The following is a 17080-nucleotide window of genomic DNA, read 5'->3' as shown; positions in this document are numbered from 1 at the left end:
TCTGCAGCTTGCTGCGAGAAAAATCCTTTTCCCGATCTTGATACCCCATCTGCTTGCAGCGGGGTAGTTCATTTTCAGATTTAGGTCTGGTTTAGGGTTTGGGAGAAAATTCGATATGGAATAGTCGTACCCTCGCACATCATCATCAAAATACACCCAGATGCAAAATATAATTGACATTGTGCAATATATATTTTACAATATTGCCATGCGTGATATTCAGATAGGCAATAAGGTGCGATTGGCTCGGATTGAGGCAGACCTGACCCAGCAGGAGTTAGCGGATCGGGTAAGCGTCACCCGGCAGACGATTGGCCTTATTGAAAGTGACAAGTACAACCCAACGATCAAACTATGCCTGATGCTGGCGCATGTGCTGGGCAAGCGTCTGGATGAGCTGTTTTGGATTGATGGGTTTGCGGAGGATTGAGATGAATTTTGATGAACGTTCACAGCAGATTGCAGGGCAAAGTGCTATGATCATGTTGGGTTTGACCCAAGTGGCGCTGGGTGTTGTTTTGTTGGTTCGTTTGTACGTGCTAGACCAGCCAGATGCCGAACTGCGGGATCTTCAGTGGGTACTGCTGGGTTCGATTGTGGGCTATTTTGTGCTTCGGTCATTTTTGGGTGGCATTATGCCTGTGCCTACGATGAAGCAAGCAATCATAGCCTACATGGGCTTGACGATTTTTCTGTTTGTGGTGTTGAGTTTGTGGTTGGGCTTGCCCGATTTATCGGATTGGACGAACAATGTGCTGCCCGCGATTTTAGGGCCAGCTATCATCGTTGGTGGATATTGGCTCATTGCGGCGTTGGGCAAGCGGCGGGTTGAGCGGGAGATTTTTGATTAAATTCTAGCCACAGAGGACTCAGAGGTTTAAGAGAATGGGGAACGGCCGTTGCCAGCCGCTCCTCATTTTTTATTCCGCAATTGACGATTCCACCAACTCGATCATCATTTGTTCAGTAGCAGCGGCAACTGCTTGCCACGGCTGGATGAACAAAGCTGCTTTAGGGTAGTTTTCAATGATTTGCTGGTAGCTAGTTTGCCATTCTCGCGCGATTTCTTGTAGCGCAGCGAGGAGTGAAGGAAGGGCGTCGTACTGAACGGCCGTTCGCAACAAGTTCAGCAGCATCATTTCCCGGCTGCCAAAGCCGCGTGGCAGGTCAAATTGCCGCCCAAGCTGGCCAATGTTGTCTCGGCTAAGGTAAATGCCGCTAAACGCAGGTAGCAGCAGATGACGCGCAATCTCCTTGAAGCCAGTTTTCTCATTAGCCAAAATGTTTTGTGTTGGGGGAAGAAAGCTAGGCGGGGGCGAAACGGTCGTTTTCACCAACTCACTAACGTGGGTTAGCAACAAATCTAACGTTAGCTTCGCTAATTCGGCAAAAAAAGGGTCTGCTTGATTTTCAACTGCTAACAAGCAAATGGGTACCCAGCGCAGCAGATGGGTTTCCAGGAAGAAACGCTGCCTGGTTTGCCATTCCTGCGCCCGTGGTTTGTTGTCAGATTCCCATGCTGAGGCTTCTTGCCCCACCAAAAAAGCGAGGCAGGCCAATTCCTGCCCTAGCTCATCTGCCTGATTGTCAGGCCCGGCCGTTTGATAGCCCAGTTGAAAAAAATGTTGATTCACAACGGCCGTTTTATCACCCCCCACCAGCCCATCTTCACCCAAAAAGAAGCTTTCGTAGGCAAAAATGTTGAACTGAAACAGTTCATGATGGCTGGCTGCGGCCGTGTCGAGATTGAATTGTTGGGGGAGTACGGCTGTTAATTCTGGAATTTGTTGCAGATAGGGTAAAGAAACGGCCGTAACCCCATCTAAAAAAAGCGCGCTAAATAGACGATAGCTGTAGCTTCTAGCTCGCGCTTGTTGAGCTAGGTTTAAGCCGGATCCATTCTGTGTGCGGAAGCCGGGTTTGGAAGAAGGCATAAAGATACATTCCTGTAAGTGCGCCTAAAAAGGTGACGAGCATAATGAAGTTGCCCGCTCCAATATGGGCATAGATAGGCCCTGGACACGCGCCAGTGATGGCCCACCCCATGCCAAAGATAGTGCCGCCGACAACGTTTCCTGGATGAAACGGCCGTTGCTTAATCTGAATCGCTTCCCCTTCAATTGTCCGTGTCTCAAATCGCTTAATTAGGAAGACAGAAACAGCCCCAACCGTAATAGCCGAGCAGATGACCAGATACATGTATGGATCCTTGAACAAGAACATATCGTTAATCTGGAACCAGGAAATCACCTGCGATTTAATCAGAACAATGCCAAAATAAATACCAACCAGCAGCGTCCACAATTTGTTTTTAACAGTAATGTTCATGGTTATCTCCTAAGGAATGAAGAGTGGCAGAATAAACCAGGTAGAAATCAATCCACCCACAAAAAAGAAGACAGTGGCAATAAGACTGCCCAGATTAAGCGCCGAAATACCCATGATTGTGTGACCAGACGTGCAGCCACCCGCATACCGTGTGCCAAAACCAATCATAATGCCGCCCACAAACAGGCCAACCACACCCAGCGGAGAAGCATAAAACCCCGGAACAAAGTTGCCCGGTTCGGCAGAAAGCAGGAAGTTACCAATAAAACCACCAATTAACACGCCCACTACAAAAACGATAGTGCGGGTATGAGCGCGCCAATTATAATTTTTGCTGAGGTAAGGTAATTTTGTGTTTGGCAAACAAGCAGCACCGATGTGGCGCAAACTGCTGGAGATACCTAAATTTCTACCAGTTAGCAGCAACAAAATGGGCACTGTAAGACCAATCAGGGGGCCAGAGACGTACCAGGGCCATGGTTCAAGAAGCCATTCCAACATCATTCTCTCCTTTTTCAGTGATAACGAGCATCTAGATATTACAGACGTTGCCTTCACCGTCCAGCATAGGGAACCCAGCAGCTTCCCATGCTTCCATACCGCCGGTTACATTGTATAGATGCTTGAAGCCTTCACGCTTCATAATGCTTATGGCGGTGCTGGATCGCTTGCCAGTGGCGCAAGTGACAGCAACTTGTTGATCTTTGCTGAGCGACAGCGTTCCGAGCATGGCGGAGCTTGTGAGCTGTTCAACCATGCGCGTATAGGGTAGGAAATGGGCTTTTTCGATATGCCCCTCATCCCACTCCTCGTCATCTCGTACATCCAGCACTTGCAGGCCATTGACAGACAGTTTGTGGTACAGGTCATGAACGTTCATCTGCGGCACGGTTTCTGCATGATTGCCTGCTTCCATCCAGGCATTAAGGCCGCCAGCCAAATAGCCCACTACGCGGGTATTCAGGGCAATGAAGGCCATCTTGTAAATTGCTTCTTGAGCTTCTTCATCACTGTCCATCAGCAAAATCAGCGGGGCGTCGTCCGGGGTCATCCAGCCAACGCGTTGCTCAAATTCACCACTGGAAAGCTGCACGTTGATAGAACCGGGAATGTGCCCTGCGCCGAATGTTGCCGAGGAACGGCCGTCCACAACCACAGCTCCTTCCGCCATCATCTTAGCAACCTGGACGGCCGTTAAAGGTTTTGCTTTGGGGTACTCCTTGGTGAGCGGCAGTTTACCTTGATTTGTGGCTACAATGTTGAGAATATTCGCTGGTTTCAGCGGCTGGTCATCCTGCATGTAGCGAACAAATCGATCTTTGTCTTTGAACTTTAGGGAATCGTTATAGCGTCGTTCGTACCCAACCGTAGTGGCAACCTTGCCACTTGTTACGCGGCCTCAGGTAGACCCGGCAAGATGGCCGGGATAAACCTCTACATGGTCGGGCAGACCTAAAAAGCGGGGAATAGAAACATCAAAAAGCACAGGCGCGCCTTCGTCACCAGCCTGTGCCAGGTCGGGTCGTGCCACATCGCCAACCATCACGAAATCGGCCGTGAGAATGAACCACGGCTCGTCCCCACGAGGAAAATCATACACGAGCAGGTTGATTTGCTCTGGGCGGTGGCCAGGTACATGAACAATCTCCATGCCCACACCACCCATGCGAATCATGTCGCCGTGCTTCACGCGCGTTGCCTCATAGGTAATGTCTGCCAATTCAGGCAGAATCAGTTCGGCACCTGTTGCTTCGGCCAGCCAGGTTGCCCCGGAAACATGGTCAGCATGGCTATGTGAATCTATCACGTACCGAATTTTGGACTTTTTCTCTTTGGCCATATCGAGATAGGGCTGAATGTCCCACAGTGGGTCAAAAACGGCGCATTCACCAGTTTGTTGACACCCAATCATGTAGGCTGCACAACCCGTCTCTTCACGGATTAAGGTTTCAAACCACATGCGATCTTTCCTCTTTTCTACAAAATATTATGAAGTGAGTATCAATGTACTAATTTGGTACAAATTGCTGGTAAGGACAATGTAAAGATTTGGTAAGGAAGCAACATGTTTTTGGAAACTTATCAGGTCAGGGAAAAACATTCAACTCATGAAGCTTCGTAGCCTCTATTCGCGTCCGAACGGATTTTCAGGCAGTTTGTATGCTTCCTTGATGGGTTTAAGCGGCCGTTTCAACCAATACGGCCGTCTCGTGCCATCTGGGCTTGTATCAATAGCCGAGCGGGTCAAACCCTTCCACTCTTCGTAAACTTCCATAGATTTTGTGGTGTCTACCCAGACGTCGCCATGCTTGTCGTGTGGTTTGGCTTTTTGCACATTGATCGCCTTTTGCAGCCAGCAGTGCGCGCCACTCAGTGGGTCTGGATGTACGGCGTGGGTCAAATTCTGGTGTACACCCACGTCTTTCCACCAGATGCGGTCGGTGTCTGGGTCAAATGTGCTCCAGGCAGAGCCTTCTTTGAGGATGTTAAGCTTATGCTCTGTGCCATTTTCTTCTAGCCGCGCTAGAGCAGACATTCCCGGATTCACACCAGCATCTTCTTGCAGCCGCCAGCGACCCAGATGATGGCTCATGGCCACTACACCCGGTTTGATACCTTCCGTCACCCAAACTTTGTCTACAAAGTAGCCAATTTCGGTTTCCACGCGGATGAGGTCGCCCGTGGCTACGCCTAGCCGCTGGGCATCGCTGGGGTGCATCCAGACCGGGTTTTTGTGGCTAATTTCGTAAAGCCACTTGGCATTGGCACTGCGCGTGTGGATGAGCGTGGGCAGGCGGAAGTTGGGCAGCAGCAGCATTTCGCCTTTGCCGCGGTCAATGTTGTCGGGATGCACATGGCTTTTGAGCGGCCAGGGGATAGTGTATTCACGTTCCGGCCAGCCCCACTCGGCCATCGTTGGGCTGAAAAACTCCAGCTTGCGGCTGGGTGTTCCTACGCCGACTTTTGGCTTGCCATCTACAACCACACCGATGATTTTGTTGTCTTGGTGGATGCGTTGCTGCTCATCAATTATGAATTGAGAATTATGAATTATGGATTGTGAACCAGTCTCTAGTCTCTGGTTTCCAGTCTCTACCTCTTTTTCATACGGGACGTAGTTGTGAGATTTCACCTCAAAAACGCCGTATTTTTTCATATATTCCAGCGGAGTGAGGTTTTCGGCAGCGGCCGTTTCTGGCAGGCCGGGTACGCCGTTCTCAAAAATCCACTGATGGTATTCATCCTGGGTGATGATTTCGCCGGGACGGTAGGGGCTTTCAAAATATTGGCGAATGCCCAGACGGCCGTCCGGATCCATGGCGACAGACAGTTCGACCCACAGCTCGTTTTCTTCCCACACTTCACCGGGATTGGCCTCCCAAGTGTGCTTCACTTTTTGGCCGAGCTTTTCCATCGCCACGCGGCGGACGGGCTGGCGGAAGGCCAGCCACTGGCCGGAATGGGTTTCCTGGCTCATCAAATCGTGCCGCTCGGCAGAGTGGCCCATCGGCAAAACGTAATCGGCAAACCAGGCAGATTCGTTCCAGGTAGGGGTAAGGGCAACGTGGCATTTGATTTGTTTCTCATCGCGCAGCGATTTGAGCCACATGAAGCCATCGGGGTTGATCCACATCGGGTTATAAACGCGGGTGAAGTAGACATCAATGTCGCCGCGCCCTTCTTCTAAAAAGTGGGGCAGCAGGAAGCTCATTTCGTAATGGGCAAAGGTCCATTCGTGAGGTAGATGTAGCTCGTTCCAGGCGTCGCCGGCGGGCGGGCTGCTGAACGGTTTGGGTACAAATTTGCTCCAGCTATTGGCGTTCACGCCACCGGGCGTGCCGACGCTGCCCGTCAACACATTCAAAAAGAAGAGACAACGTGCCACCTGCCAGCCGCCCAGGTTGCCGATTGATGCGCTGCGCCAGGTGTGGGTTGCCAGACGGCCGTCACAATTCCCAACCAATCGCGCCGTCTCCACAATTCGCTCAATAGGCACCTGAGACTCTTCGGCGGCGCGTTCAAAGGTGAATTCAGCGTACAAATCCTTGAGAACACGATCAAATAACTCAAACCCGCGTTTTTCGTATTGCGTATTGCGTATTTCGTCCGCTAACTGATTACTGCTTACCGATAACTGATCACTGGCTACCGCTTCCAGCGTTTCTTCCCAATTCACCCACCGCCGCACAAACTCCTTATCGTACAGGTCGTTTTGGATGAGGTGATTAGCAATAGCGAGGAGGACGGTTTGCTCACTGCCGGGCCAGGTGGGTAGCCAGACATCGCTCAGGCTGGCGGTGTTGCTCAGGCGCGGATCGAAGGTGATGAGCTTGGCCCCATCCATCTTGCCCTCGATGATGCGCTGGGCGTGGGGGTTGAAGTAGTGACCCGTTTCCAAATGGCTGGAGATGAGCAGGATGACGCGGGCGTTGGCGTGGTCCGGGCTGGGGCGGTCAAATGCGCCCCAGAGATAGTAACCCAGGCGCGCCCCGCTGGAGCAGATGTTGGTATGGCTGTTGTGGCCGTCCACGCCCCAGGCTTGAATGGCGCGGTTGGTGTAATGGTCTTCGCCGGGACGGCCGACATGGTACATGATGCCATCTTTGCGCTTCAGGCGGCTCGCGCGCATTTTGGCGGAGATTTCGCTGACGGCTTCATCCCAGGTGATGCGCTTCCATTTGCCTTCGCCGCGCTGACCGACGCGCTTGAGTGGGTACAGAATGCGCTCTGGATCGTAAATTTGGTTGTGGGTGGCGGGGCCTTTGGCGCAGTTGCGCCCTCGGCTGCCGGGATGTTTTGGATTACCCTCAAATTTCTTGATTTCCAGCGTGGTTTTGTCCACGTAGGCGAGCAGGCCGCAAGCGGATTCACAGTTGAAGCAGACGGTAGGGACGAGCATGTAGCGGCGAGCGATTTTTTGCGGCCACGATTTGCCGTCGTACTCCACCCAGTTGTCCCAATATTCAGCAGGTGGATATTGGCTGAGACGGCCGTCTGGCTGTTTCACCGTGAGCATGTGGACGTCGGACGGGGGTGCCTCGTTGAAATCTGGCAGGCCGAGTCCGGCGACGTTGGTTTGTTCGGTGGGTAACGGCCGTTTCCGTTCTGGTGGCGCGCCCACTTTAAGCATATTGCTTAAAAATTTGATTACTGAACGATTTTCACTCATGTTCCAATTGTTTGCCTTTGATAATTGTTTTGCTAATTATCTTTATTTGTTTGTTGTAAATAGCTTGTTTTAGTTGGCTTGTCTGAATTTTCAAGTTGATTTGCAACAAAATCTACAGCAAATAAAAACTGCTCTACGATGTCCACTGCCTTCCTACAAAATTCACTTGTCAACAATATTTTTATGTGAGAATTACTTTCTTTTCCGATCTCGTCGCTCATGTTTGCAGTTTCTAGTTTTGGGGGATTTTGCTCGAAGAATTTTGTCAGGCTGTCTTGCTTGTTTGAGTTATCAAGAAACCCATCATTATGCACAAGGTTATTTCTGATTTGATTGTATTTTTGAATATGTAACCATCCAGGAATTCTTTCTTTTTTTATTGGGTAAATTAGGTTTTTCGTCATGGTTTTGACAACATCGTTTCTGGGTGCCTGATTTGGATAACGGTCGGCCAAAAATATTTCAATATAACTGCATAGATTTATGAAAAAGGAGTTTCTCAGAATGTACGCAAACTCTTCAGCACTTTCTAAAGAGCTATTTGCATAAATCCATTCAGGGGGTTCACCAAATTCACTGAATTCAAACTTAGCTTTTGCTGTTTCCAATGCTTCTTCCCGACTTTCAAGCTCTGTTTCGATAAAGTACTCTAAAGCTGTCAAATAATCTCGGAAAATTGGGGTTCTAGAGTAAGGCTGAATAATCCAAACAGAACCTTCAATTGCTTCGATTAAATCAGCATCGAATTCTTGTATTGATTCAAGAATCCATTCGGGGGTGGATTCTGATTTTTTCCATTTGCCATGTTTCCATTCAAAGTGATATTTTTCGAGGGTTTCATAAACTTGGTGTTCAGTTACTTTGCCATTGATTTGTGCTTGTCGCAGATATTTAGGCGGCAATTCAAACTCTTCACTAAGCATTTTGTAAGCAGCATCAAGCTTTTTGTTCTTCCGTTGCATAATTTTAGCTATTCTGAATTTCTTGTGGTGCCATGACGAAGGTGTATTCGTACAGGTAAAGACCAACTGCGGCGCAAACGGCCGCTACCGCCCCAACCACCGCCATATCTGCCAGCAACCAAACCATGAGCAAGGGCAATACGTGTCCCAGCCCAATGCTGCCGAACCAGAAATGATTTTTGTAACGTCCGTGGCTGATTTCGTGCGCGGCCTTCGCCGCAACTTCGCTGGCGTGGGGGATTGAAAATTCACCGACCAGGGTGATGAACAAATCCACAATCAAAGCCACGATGAAGATGGTTGCGCTTACTTCGGGCATGTCGCGAGGCAAATCCATAAACAAATCAAGCAGCAACATCATGCCAGAACCCATCATCATTGCCTGCACCACGAGGTGGAACGGCAGCAGCGGACTTTGCCATAGGTCGCGCCCTTCGGCTTGGGCAAAGAGGAATGCGGTGTAAACGGCAGTTCCAATGGCAAACGGCAGTCCAAGCCACAAATAAAAAGCACGGAAACCGGGCGCGTCGTAATTAAAAATGAGACCGCCCAGTTCCAAGAGCCACCACAGGCCTGTAATGGTGCTAAGACCAATGAGCAGCACCGCGCCGCGCGTTAACCAGCTTTTCCACTGCGGCCGTAGCAAAATGTACAAAAATCGCTCTGGCTTCTCCAGATCGTAAACGAGCAGGCCAGTCGTGAGGCCGACGAACAGCAGCGAGAGGAAGCCTGCGCCCACGGCCACAACCGGATCAAAGCGGAACCAGTCCAGACCCCAGCCCAGCGCCAGCACCATGAAAATGCCTGCGCCGATGCCTTTGGTGACCAAATAGGCGGGAACGGGCCAATGCCACGGAATTTTGTGTTGGGCGTTGTAGCCGACTTGAACCATTTGCTCTGCCATACGGCCGTTTCCAATCTGGATCGGCCCGGCCCACGGTTGCCCCTGTGTTCCCGGTGTGCGAATCGGTGTGCCGTTGCTGTGGTACGTATTGCGTGTTGCGTGTGGCGTAGAAGGGTGTTCACCTTTTTGGGTGGTTTCGTGGAGCGGCATCACGTCTGCCCACATAAATGTTTCTGGCGTGCGTTCCGTGGCGGTGGGGTGCATCACCACGTCATTGCCTTCGATGTAGAACAGCTTGGGAGCCGTACCTTGCTCTGGCTTACGTACGGTTACGTCTTGTCGCGCCAGCAGTTGGCTAATTTCATTTTGCGGGTCGTTCATGTCACCAGCAATGATGGCATGTTCCGGGCAAACCACCACGCAAGCTGGTTCCAGGCCAATGTCGGTGCGGTGGGCACAATAATGGCACTTTGCGGCCGTACCGTCTTCTGGATCAATATAGATAGCATCATAGGGGCAGGCTTGCATGCACGCTTTGCAGCCAATGCAGACGCTGTTGTCGAATTCGACTATGCCGTCGGCGCGTTGGTACATGGCTTGCGTGGGGCAGATGCGTACGCAGGGCGGGTTGGCGCAATGGTTGCAGCGCGTCACCTGAAAATGGCGGCGCGTGTCTGGGTATGCACCAGTCTCAACATATTTTACCCAGGTGCGATAGACGCCCAGCGGCACCTCGTTTTCACTTTTGCAAGCGGTAGAACAGGCGTGACAGCCGATGCACTTGCGGTTGTCTATGATAAAACCGTAATTTTTGGCGGCTGCATGACTGGTGGAGGGAGAAATTTCTGTCATAATATCGTTAACTGAACCTTACAGGCGTGTCTTTGCAAAGGACAAATGAGTGGCAGATGATTCTGTTTGGTCAGGTATTATGCGAGGGTCGGGTTTGAATGACAACCCAGCTATTTTGTTTTTACTGAACCCTTGCGCCATTATTACCAAATCTTTACAAAGCTATCTACGAGAGCCAATGAAATCACCACATATCCTTGTTGTTGAAGATGAACGTAGCATTCAAACTATCGTCCGTACTTATTTGGAAAGTGCGGGTTTTACCGTGACAGTTGTGGATGACGGCCGTATAGCTCTGGCTCAGGCACGATTAATTCAGCCCGATTTGGTAGTGCTGGATTTGAACCTGCCGGGAATGGACGGGATGGAAGTCGCGGCACGGCTGCGGGAAGAGTCGGGCATGTACATTCTTATGCTGTCGGCGCGGGGTGAAGAGGCAGACAGGGTGGCTGGTTTGCGTATCGGCGCGGATGATTATCTTACCAAGCCATTTAGCCCACGCGAGCTGGTGGCCAGGGTGGAGGCTGTATTGAGGCGACAGAGAGAAACGACCGTTTCTACCGCCACCGTCTACGCCTTCCAACATCTCACCATTAACCCAGAAAGCCACGAAGCTATTGCAGCTGGGCAGCCGCTGGACCTCACCGCTACTGAGTTTCAGGTGTTGCTGGAGTTGGCCAAACACGCCGGCCGCGTGCTTACCAGGGAGCAGCTTCTCTCCCTGGTTTGGGGGGGCGATTATTACGGCAATGACCGCGTGGTGGATGTGTACGTAGGGCAGGTGCGGCGCAAGCTGCAAGATGTCACCGGCCAGTTACTCATCGAAACGGTGCGGGGAATTGGGTATAAGTTTGTAGACTTAAAAAGCTAGGAGACTGGAGATTGGGACAATCTCCAGTCTCCTAGCTTCCTTTTGTGAGGTTTCATGCCCTGGTACAAACGACTCCGCTGGCGACTGATTGGCTCCCAATTTTTGGTGGCGCTGGTGGGTGTGAGCATTATGATGCTGGCCACGCGCATTATTATTTTGAACAGTGCGCCGGTGGTTTTACGGCCGTTGCTCAATACCCTCTTGCAAAACCCCGGCAATTTGGCGCAGGTAGAAGCCGATCTCATTATCGCTTTTCGTAATGCGGTGCTCTTGTCGGTGCTATTTGCCGCCCTGGGCGCGGTGATTGCCGGTGCGTATTCTTCATTTTTGCTATGGCGCACCATCATCAATCCGCTGCGGCAGGTAGCAGACAGCAGCCAGCGCATTGCCGACGGCCGTTTCGACGAGCGCGTCGCCGTGCCAAAAAGCAGTGGAGAAGCGATGGCCCAGCTTGTTACCAGTTTTAATCAGATGACCACCGCCCTGGAAGATGTGGAGCAGCAGCGTGTGGCTTTGCTGGGCAACATTGCCCATGAGCTACGCACCCCGCTAACTGGCCTGAAAGGCTACCTGGAAGGGCTCATGGATGGCTTGTTCCCCGCCAACGAAGAAACGTTTGCCTGGATGACCCAAGAGGTAGATCGATTGGGGCGGCTGGTGAACGACATTCAACACCTGTCTCGCATTGAGTCGGGTCAGTTTCAGCTAGATTTTCAGCCTGTGGCGGTGAACCAATTGGTGCAGCGCGTTTTGGCGCAGCTAACCGTGCAGGCGCAGAGCAAGCAAATCGCGCTTGAGAGCCAGCCCCCATCCGACTCGCTGTTGGTTTTGGCCGATGCAGATCGGGCGGCGCAAGTATTGATCAATTTGGTGGGCAATGCCATTCGCTACACGCCAGAGGGTGGGCGCGTGTGGTTAACGGCGCAGGCAAACGGCCGTTTCGCTGAAATTTGCGTACAGGACAATGGCGTTGGTATTCCTGCGGATGCGTTGCCTTTTTTGTTTGAACGGTTTTATCGGGTAGACCAATCCCGCGCCCGCACCAGTGGCGGCACCGGCATTGGCCTGACCATTTCTCGCCATTTGGTGTGGGCGATGGGTGGGGAGTTAACGGCCGTTTCTGATGGCCTGAACCAGGGTAGCTGTTTTACATTCACCCTGCTATTGGCGTAATCTGGTTGGGGCAGATCCCCGTGTCTGCCCAGTTAAAATTCAGTTGGAAAGTACGGCCGTTTGCGATACCCTAAGTAGCCGTTCGGAGTTAAAATAACGGTTTGGAACCCAACGGCTACTTTAAGCCCGTTCGCCAATTCGATAGTATATTTATGAGCCTTTATTCTGCGAACAGGCACTTAGACGCCGGACGAAATAGACCCAAACGGAGCAAATTAAAATGTTAAATTTTTTGCCAGCGCCAATCATTGGTGGCGTGGCGTCGTTGGCCATTGCCCTGAATACCCTCTTTTGGTGCCCCGTTTTGTATCTGGTTGCCATTGCCAAGCTACTCATTCCCATCAAAGCGTGGCGCACCCAATGCACTAAAGTTGCCATCTGGCTAGCGGAGGCATGGATTGGTTGCAACAGTGCCTGGATGCGGTTGACCCAGCGCACTCTGTGGCGCATCTCTGGCCTTGAAGGATTAAGCTATGATGATTGGTATTTGGTTGTGTGCAATCATCAATCTTGGGTAGACATTTTTGTGCTGCAGCATGTCTTCAACAAAAAAATCCCCTTCCTCAAATTTTTCCTCAAGCAAGAGCTGATTTGGGTGCCGGTGATTGGGTTGGCCTGGTGGGCCCTCGATTTTCCCTTCATGAAGCGGTACTCAAAAGAGCAAATTGCACGAAATCCTGACCTGCACGGCAAAGATTTGGAGACAACTCGGAAGATGTGCGAGCGTTTCAAAACTACGCCCGTCTCTGTGATGAATTTCATGGAAGGTACGCGCATTACGGCTGCCAAGCACCAAAGGCAGGATTCTCCGTACCGCCATTTGCTCAAGCCAAAAGCAGGCGGCATTGGCTTTGTGTTGGGGGCTATGGGCGACCAGATTCAAACGATGCTGGATGTTACGATCATTTACCCGCAGGGCGTGCCAGATGCGTGGGCGTTTATGCGCGGTGAGCTAAAAGAAGTTGAGGTGATCATCCAAAAACGGCCGATCCCTACCGAATTTTGCAATCAAGATTACCAGAATGACGAGCCGTTCCGTGAAGCGTTCCAAGCATGGGTTCGCGACCTATGGTGGGAGAAAGACGGGCTGCTGGATGAGCACTTGGGCATTCCCGTGTAGATGGTTTCTCTCTTTACGCAATCCTTACATCCTCTTTACGGTGCTATTGCAATCGGTTGATATGCTAGCGGCGTATTGTGAAAAAGTTATCAAGTAGAGGTTAAGATTGTGTTTAGAGCATTATTTGGCCAGGTAACAGGGGGAACGGCCGTAAAAAATATCACCCCAAACGAATTGCAAGAAAAAATCACCAACAAGCAACCCATTCTTGTTTTAGACGTGCGTCAGCCGGAAGAGTATGCTCATCAGGGACATGTTGAAGGGTCAAGGCTGATGCCGCTGGGTAGCTTGCGCCACCGCATGAGCGAACTACCCCACGGCATGCCAATTGTTTGCGTTTGTCGCTCAGGGGCACGCAGCCGCACCGCTTGCGAACTGCTGCAAAGCCAGGGGTTTGCTGATGTCACTAACCTGGGCGGTGGCATGATTGCCTGGAAGCGTGCGCGTTTGCCCCATCAGTAAAAGATGCCTCGTTAGGCTGTGTCGCAAACCTGTGAAAATTTAGGATGCGGACAAACGTCGAAAACGCAATTTTAGCGTTCCGCGTTTGTCCGTGTTTTGTTTTCTAGCCCTCTGAAAGAGCCATGACAAAATCCCAGGAACAATTATTGGTATCTAAACCATTTCCAAACCGTATGCGCCGCCTGCTGCCGGCAAATCATTGGTTGCAAAATTATCCTCGTGAGCAGTTGGTGGGGGATGTGCTGGCAGGTTTTATTGTGGCGGTAATGTTGGTGCCGCAGGGGATGGCATATGCCCTTTTGGCTGGCTTGCCGCCAGAAGTTGGACTGTATGCCAGCATCGTGCCACTCATTATTTATGGTGTTTTGGGCAGCAGTCGGGCATTGGCGGTGGGGCCAGTGGCCATTGTGTCGTTGCTGGTAGCTTCAGGCATTGCGCCGCTGGCAGAGGCTGGCAGCGCGGCTTATGTGCAATTGGCGATTGTATTGGCTTTGTTGGTGGGCGTTATCCAACTGGTGATGGGGCTGGTGCGGTTGGGCTTTTTGGTGAATTTTTTAAGCCATCCGGTGCTGGCTGGCTTTACCAGCGCGGCGGCATTAGTGATTGGCTTTAGCCAGCTTAAGCATTTGCTAGGCATCTCGATACCTCGTTTGGAATTTTTTGAGTTGTTGGCGTATATGACCGTTCACATCACAGAAACCAATCTCATTACCCTGGCGTTGGGGGGTGGGGGCATTCTCATCCTGCTTTACTTTAAGGTGGGGCTGGACAAGCAGCTCACGCGATTGGGCATGCCATCGAGCTGGGTGCTGCCCATTACCAAAGCAGCCCCACTGGTGATTGTGGTGCTGGGAACGGTGCTGGTGTGGGGCTTGCGGCTGGACGAGCAGGCGGGGGTAGCCATTGTAGGGAATGTGCCTGCAGGTTTGCCACCGCTGACCCTACCTGCGGTGGATTTGGCATTGTGGCAGCAGCTTTTGCCCACGGCACTGGTGATTAGCTTTGTGGGGTACATGGAGAGCATCGCCGTGGCGAAGTCGTTGGCCAGCAAGCGGCGGCAAAAAGTGGGGGCAAATCAGGAGCTTTTGGCGTTGGGTGTGGCCAATTTGGGGGCGATGCTTACTGGCGGCTATCCGGTGACGGGTGGATTTAGTCGCTCGGTGGTTAATTTTGATGCCGGGGCGAATAGTGGGCTGGCTTCGATTATTACGGCCGTACTCGTTGCCCTCACCGTCATTTTCCTCACCCCCGTATTTTACTTTTTGCCGCGTGCGGTGCTTGCCGCTATTGTGATGGTGGCGGTGGCTGGGTTGGTGGATGTGAAAACATTCCGGCACGTTTGGCGGTACAACAAGGCAGATGGGGCGTCATTTATGGTGACTTTTGTTGCGGTGCTGGCGTTGGGCGTAGAAAATGGCATCCTGATTGGCGTGGGGGTGGCGATGCTACTGTTCATCTGGCGCAGCAGTCGGCCACATGTTGCTGTTGTGGGGCGGTTGGGCGAGAGCGAGATTTACCGTAACGTGCTGCGCCATCGTGTGACCTGTTGGCCTAACGTGGTGGCCGTACGTATTGATGAAAGCCTCTATTTTGCCAACAGTAAATTCTTAGAGGATACGATGCTGGGGCTCGTTGCTGATCAGCCGGAGATGGATCATTTTGTGTTGATTGGTACGGCCGTTAATTTCATTGATGCCAGCGCCTTAGAAACGTTAGAATCGCTGCTGCACCAGCTCAAGGATGCCGGGGTGCAGCTTCATCTAGCGGCTATCAAGGGTCCTGTGCTAGACAGGCTGCGGGCTATTGGCTTTGTCACGCATCTTGGTGAGCAGTTTGTTCATCTCACCACCCACGACGCGATGAAGGCGATTGGCGTCGTTGCCAGTCGCTAATCCTAGCCACCATCCAACAGTTTGATACACTTGGGCACATGCCTGAATTTTTTAATGTACTTCCACCTGATGAGGCTCGTGCGCTGTTGTTTGAGCATTTAACGGCCGTCCTTACCCCAGAAACCCTGCCCACAGATAAAGTCAATGGTCGCGTGTTGGCAACGGCCGTTACCGCCCCACACGCCTTGCCCCAATTTCGCCGCAGCACGATGGATGGCTATGCCGTCCGCGCCGCCGACACCTTTGGCGCGTCAGAAAGTTTACCCGCCTTTTTGCAGGTGGTGGGCGAAGTGCCAATGGGCCAACCCGCCGACGTCGCGCTTGGTGTTGGGCAAGCAGCCATCGTACACACTGGCGGCATGATCCCCGAAACGGCCAATGCTGTGGTCCAGATTGAGCACACGCAGATGGTCAGTAATCAGTTATCAGTAAGCAGTGGACAGTCTCCAATCTCTAATCTCCAATCTCCTGAATTTCAGCATGAAATATTTCCCTTTGAGATTGAGGTGCTTAAATCGGTGGCCGTGGGGCAGAATGTGCTTCAGGTGGGTGAAGATGTGCAGTTGGACGCAGAAATTTTGCCTGCCGGACATATTTTGCGGCCGCAGGATTTGGGTGGGTTGCTTGCGTTGGGGATTGTATCGGTAGACGTTGCGCGCCGCCCGCGCGTGGGCATTTTAGCCACGGGAGATGAGGTGATTCAGCCAGAGCAAACCGCTCGACCAGGGCAAATTCGGGACATCAACAGCTACACGGTGGCTGGATTGGTTGAGCAGGCTAGTGGCGTGCCTGTGCTGGGTGGCATTATTCCCGATGATTTTGTCGCGTTGGAAACGGCCGCTGCCAATTTGTTAGCCACTTGCGACATGCTTGTCATGTCTGCGGGTTCCTCCGTAAGCGTGCGCGATATGACCGTGCAGGTAATTGACCGCCTGGGCAGCCCCGGCGTACTGCTGCACGGCGTAGCTACCCGCCCCGGCAAACCAACGATTGTGGGTGTGGTGGCTGGCAAGCCCGTGCTAGGGCTGCCTGGCAACCCCGTCTCGGCGATGGTACAGTTTGATATGTTCGGCGTACCAGCCATTTACCATTTGCAGGGCGTCAAAAAGATGCTGCGCCGGGGACTGGTATGGGCGCAGCTGGGCCAAAATATTGCCAGCGAAAGTGGTCGTGAAGATTATGTGCCTGCCCGTTTGGAAGACGGGCCTGAAGGTTTGCTGGCCACCCCGGTTTTTGGCAAAAGTAACCTTATCTACACCCTCGTCAACGCCGATGGGTTGATCAAAGTACCGCTCAACAAAGGAGGGCTGCTGGCTGGGGATTGGGTGGAAGTTCGCCTCTTCTAGCTTATCTGCTCCGGCGTTCCGCAGACAAACCAAATCAAAAGCCCTGTGGGATGCAAATCT

Annotated in this window: 16 protein-coding genes; 8 read left to right on the top strand and 8 right to left on the bottom strand. The window is 51.9% G+C overall.

Features of this window, described 5'->3' with window-relative positions:
* Positions 1-208: 208 nt before the first annotated feature.
* Both ACOQPM_RS19845 and ACOQPM_RS19840 read left to right on the top strand, forming a co-directional pair.
* The gene (locus ACOQPM_RS19845) at positions 209-430 is read left to right on the top strand and encodes a helix-turn-helix transcriptional regulator (protein WP_420632433.1); all 222 of its coding nucleotides are present in this window, start codon (positions 209-211) and stop codon (positions 428-430) included.
* A 1-nt stretch (position 431) separates the two neighbouring features.
* A complete protein-coding gene (locus ACOQPM_RS19840) occupies positions 432-851 on the top strand; it encodes a hypothetical protein (protein WP_420631994.1) in 420 nt (139 codons plus the stop codon).
* A gap of 69 nt (positions 852-920) precedes the next feature.
* Here the strand turns inward: ACOQPM_RS19840 and ACOQPM_RS19835 are convergent, their stop codons facing one another.
* From ACOQPM_RS19835 to nrfD, 8 genes are all read right to left on the bottom strand, one after another.
* A complete protein-coding gene (locus ACOQPM_RS19835; RefSeq protein ID WP_420631993.1) occupies positions 921-1934 on the bottom strand; it encodes a TorD/DmsD family molecular chaperone in 1014 nt (337 codons plus the stop codon).
* Positions 1861-2328, bottom strand: a complete 468-nt coding sequence (locus ACOQPM_RS19830) for a DUF6691 family protein (protein WP_420631992.1) — start codon at positions 2326-2328, stop codon at positions 1861-1863. The genes ACOQPM_RS19835 and ACOQPM_RS19830 overlap by 74 nt, the downstream gene beginning before the upstream one ends.
* A 9-nt stretch (positions 2329-2337) precedes the next feature.
* Entirely contained in the window at positions 2338-2829 is a 492-nt protein-coding gene (locus tag ACOQPM_RS19825; protein WP_420632432.1) for a YeeE/YedE family protein, read from the bottom strand.
* A gap of 31 nt (positions 2830-2860) precedes the next feature.
* Positions 2861-3628, bottom strand: coding sequence for a rhodanese-like domain-containing protein (locus ACOQPM_RS19820; protein WP_420631991.1), 768 nt, complete (start codon positions 3626-3628; stop codon positions 2861-2863).
* A 99-nt stretch (positions 3629-3727) separates the two neighbouring features.
* A complete protein-coding gene (locus ACOQPM_RS19815) occupies positions 3728-4288 on the bottom strand; it encodes an MBL fold metallo-hydrolase (RefSeq protein ID WP_420631990.1) in 561 nt (186 codons plus the stop codon).
* A gap of 165 nt (positions 4289-4453) precedes the next feature.
* Positions 4454-7345 (bottom strand): molybdopterin-dependent oxidoreductase, encoded by a 2892-nt coding sequence (locus ACOQPM_RS19810; RefSeq protein ID WP_420632431.1) that lies wholly within the window; start codon positions 7343-7345, stop codon positions 4454-4456.
* Positions 7346-7530: 185 nt separating this feature from the next.
* Positions 7531-8460 (bottom strand): hypothetical protein, encoded by a 930-nt coding sequence (locus tag ACOQPM_RS19805; RefSeq protein ID WP_420631989.1) that lies wholly within the window; start codon positions 8458-8460, stop codon positions 7531-7533.
* A gap of 4 nt (positions 8461-8464) precedes the next feature.
* Entirely contained in the window at positions 8465-10156 is a 1692-nt protein-coding gene (gene nrfD, locus ACOQPM_RS19800; RefSeq protein WP_420631988.1) for an NrfD/PsrC family molybdoenzyme membrane anchor subunit, read from the bottom strand.
* 178 nt (positions 10157-10334) lie between these two features.
* Here nrfD and ACOQPM_RS19795 point away from each other — a divergent pair, with 178 nt between their 5' ends.
* The 6 genes from ACOQPM_RS19795 (at position 10335) to glp (ending at position 17020) form a co-directional block, all read left to right on the top strand.
* Entirely contained in the window at positions 10335-11027 is a 693-nt protein-coding gene (locus ACOQPM_RS19795) for a response regulator transcription factor (protein ID WP_420631987.1), read from the top strand.
* Positions 11028-11081: 54 nt separating this feature from the next.
* Positions 11082-12200 carry a sensor histidine kinase gene (locus ACOQPM_RS19790; protein ID WP_420631986.1) on the top strand — a complete coding sequence of 373 codons (1119 nt, stop codon included), beginning with the start codon at positions 11082-11084 and terminating at the stop codon, positions 12198-12200.
* Between the two features lie 220 nt (positions 12201-12420).
* A complete protein-coding gene (locus ACOQPM_RS19785; protein WP_420631985.1) occupies positions 12421-13320 on the top strand; it encodes an acyltransferase in 900 nt (299 codons plus the stop codon).
* Positions 13321-13428: 108 nt separating this feature from the next.
* Positions 13429-13782 carry a rhodanese-like domain-containing protein gene (locus tag ACOQPM_RS19780; RefSeq protein ID WP_420631984.1) on the top strand — a complete coding sequence of 118 codons (354 nt, stop codon included), beginning with the start codon at positions 13429-13431 and terminating at the stop codon, positions 13780-13782.
* Between the two features lie 122 nt (positions 13783-13904).
* A complete protein-coding gene (locus ACOQPM_RS19775; protein WP_420631983.1) occupies positions 13905-15674 on the top strand; it encodes a SulP family inorganic anion transporter in 1770 nt (589 codons plus the stop codon).
* Between the two features lie 38 nt (positions 15675-15712).
* Entirely contained in the window at positions 15713-17020 is a 1308-nt protein-coding gene (glp, locus tag ACOQPM_RS19770; protein WP_420631982.1) for a gephyrin-like molybdotransferase Glp, read from the top strand.
* The last annotated feature ends 60 nt before the right edge of the window (positions 17021-17080 follow it).

The organism is Candidatus Leptofilum sp. (assembly GCF_965223525.1).
Taxonomy (GTDB): domain Bacteria; phylum Chloroflexota; class Anaerolineae; order Promineifilales; family Promineifilaceae; genus Leptofilum.
This window is presented reverse-complemented; position numbering and strand designations above follow the sequence as displayed.

What these genes read in the sequence shown, in the direction of transcription:
- ACOQPM_RS19845 (WP_420632433.1), top strand. Translation starts at nt 209, where the DNA reads ATGCGTGATATTCAGATAGGCAATAAGGTGCGATTGGCTCGGATTGAG.
- ACOQPM_RS19840 (WP_420631994.1), top strand. Translation starts at nt 432, where the DNA reads ATGAATTTTGATGAACGTTCACAGCAGATTGCAGGGCAAAGTGCTATG.
- ACOQPM_RS19835 (WP_420631993.1), bottom strand. Translation starts at nt 1,934, where the DNA reads ATGCCTTCTTCCAAACCCGGCTTCCGCACACAGAATGGATCCGGCTTA.
- ACOQPM_RS19830 (WP_420631992.1), bottom strand. Translation starts at nt 2,328, where the DNA reads ATGAACATTACTGTTAAAAACAAATTGTGGACGCTGCTGGTTGGTATT.
- ACOQPM_RS19825 (WP_420632432.1), bottom strand. Translation starts at nt 2,829, where the DNA reads ATGTTGGAATGGCTTCTTGAACCATGGCCCTGGTACGTCTCTGGCCCC.
- ACOQPM_RS19820 (WP_420631991.1), bottom strand. Translation starts at nt 3,628, where the DNA reads ATGCAGGATGACCAGCCGCTGAAACCAGCGAATATTCTCAACATTGTA.
- ACOQPM_RS19815 (WP_420631990.1), bottom strand. Translation starts at nt 4,288, where the DNA reads ATGTGGTTTGAAACCTTAATCCGTGAAGAGACGGGTTGTGCAGCCTAC.
- ACOQPM_RS19810 (WP_420632431.1), bottom strand. Translation starts at nt 7,345, where the DNA reads ATGCTCACGGTGAAACAGCCAGACGGCCGTCTCAGCCAATATCCACCT.
- ACOQPM_RS19805 (WP_420631989.1), bottom strand. Translation starts at nt 8,460, where the DNA reads ATGCAACGGAAGAACAAAAAGCTTGATGCTGCTTACAAAATGCTTAGT.
- nrfD (WP_420631988.1), bottom strand. Translation starts at nt 10,156, where the DNA reads ATGACAGAAATTTCTCCCTCCACCAGTCATGCAGCCGCCAAAAATTAC.
- ACOQPM_RS19795 (WP_420631987.1), top strand. Translation starts at nt 10,335, where the DNA reads ATGAAATCACCACATATCCTTGTTGTTGAAGATGAACGTAGCATTCAA.
- ACOQPM_RS19790 (WP_420631986.1), top strand. Translation starts at nt 11,082, where the DNA reads ATGCCCTGGTACAAACGACTCCGCTGGCGACTGATTGGCTCCCAATTT.
- ACOQPM_RS19785 (WP_420631985.1), top strand. Translation starts at nt 12,421, where the DNA reads ATGTTAAATTTTTTGCCAGCGCCAATCATTGGTGGCGTGGCGTCGTTG.
- ACOQPM_RS19775 (WP_420631983.1), top strand. Translation starts at nt 13,905, where the DNA reads ATGACAAAATCCCAGGAACAATTATTGGTATCTAAACCATTTCCAAAC.
- glp (WP_420631982.1), top strand. Translation starts at nt 15,713, where the DNA reads ATGCCTGAATTTTTTAATGTACTTCCACCTGATGAGGCTCGTGCGCTG.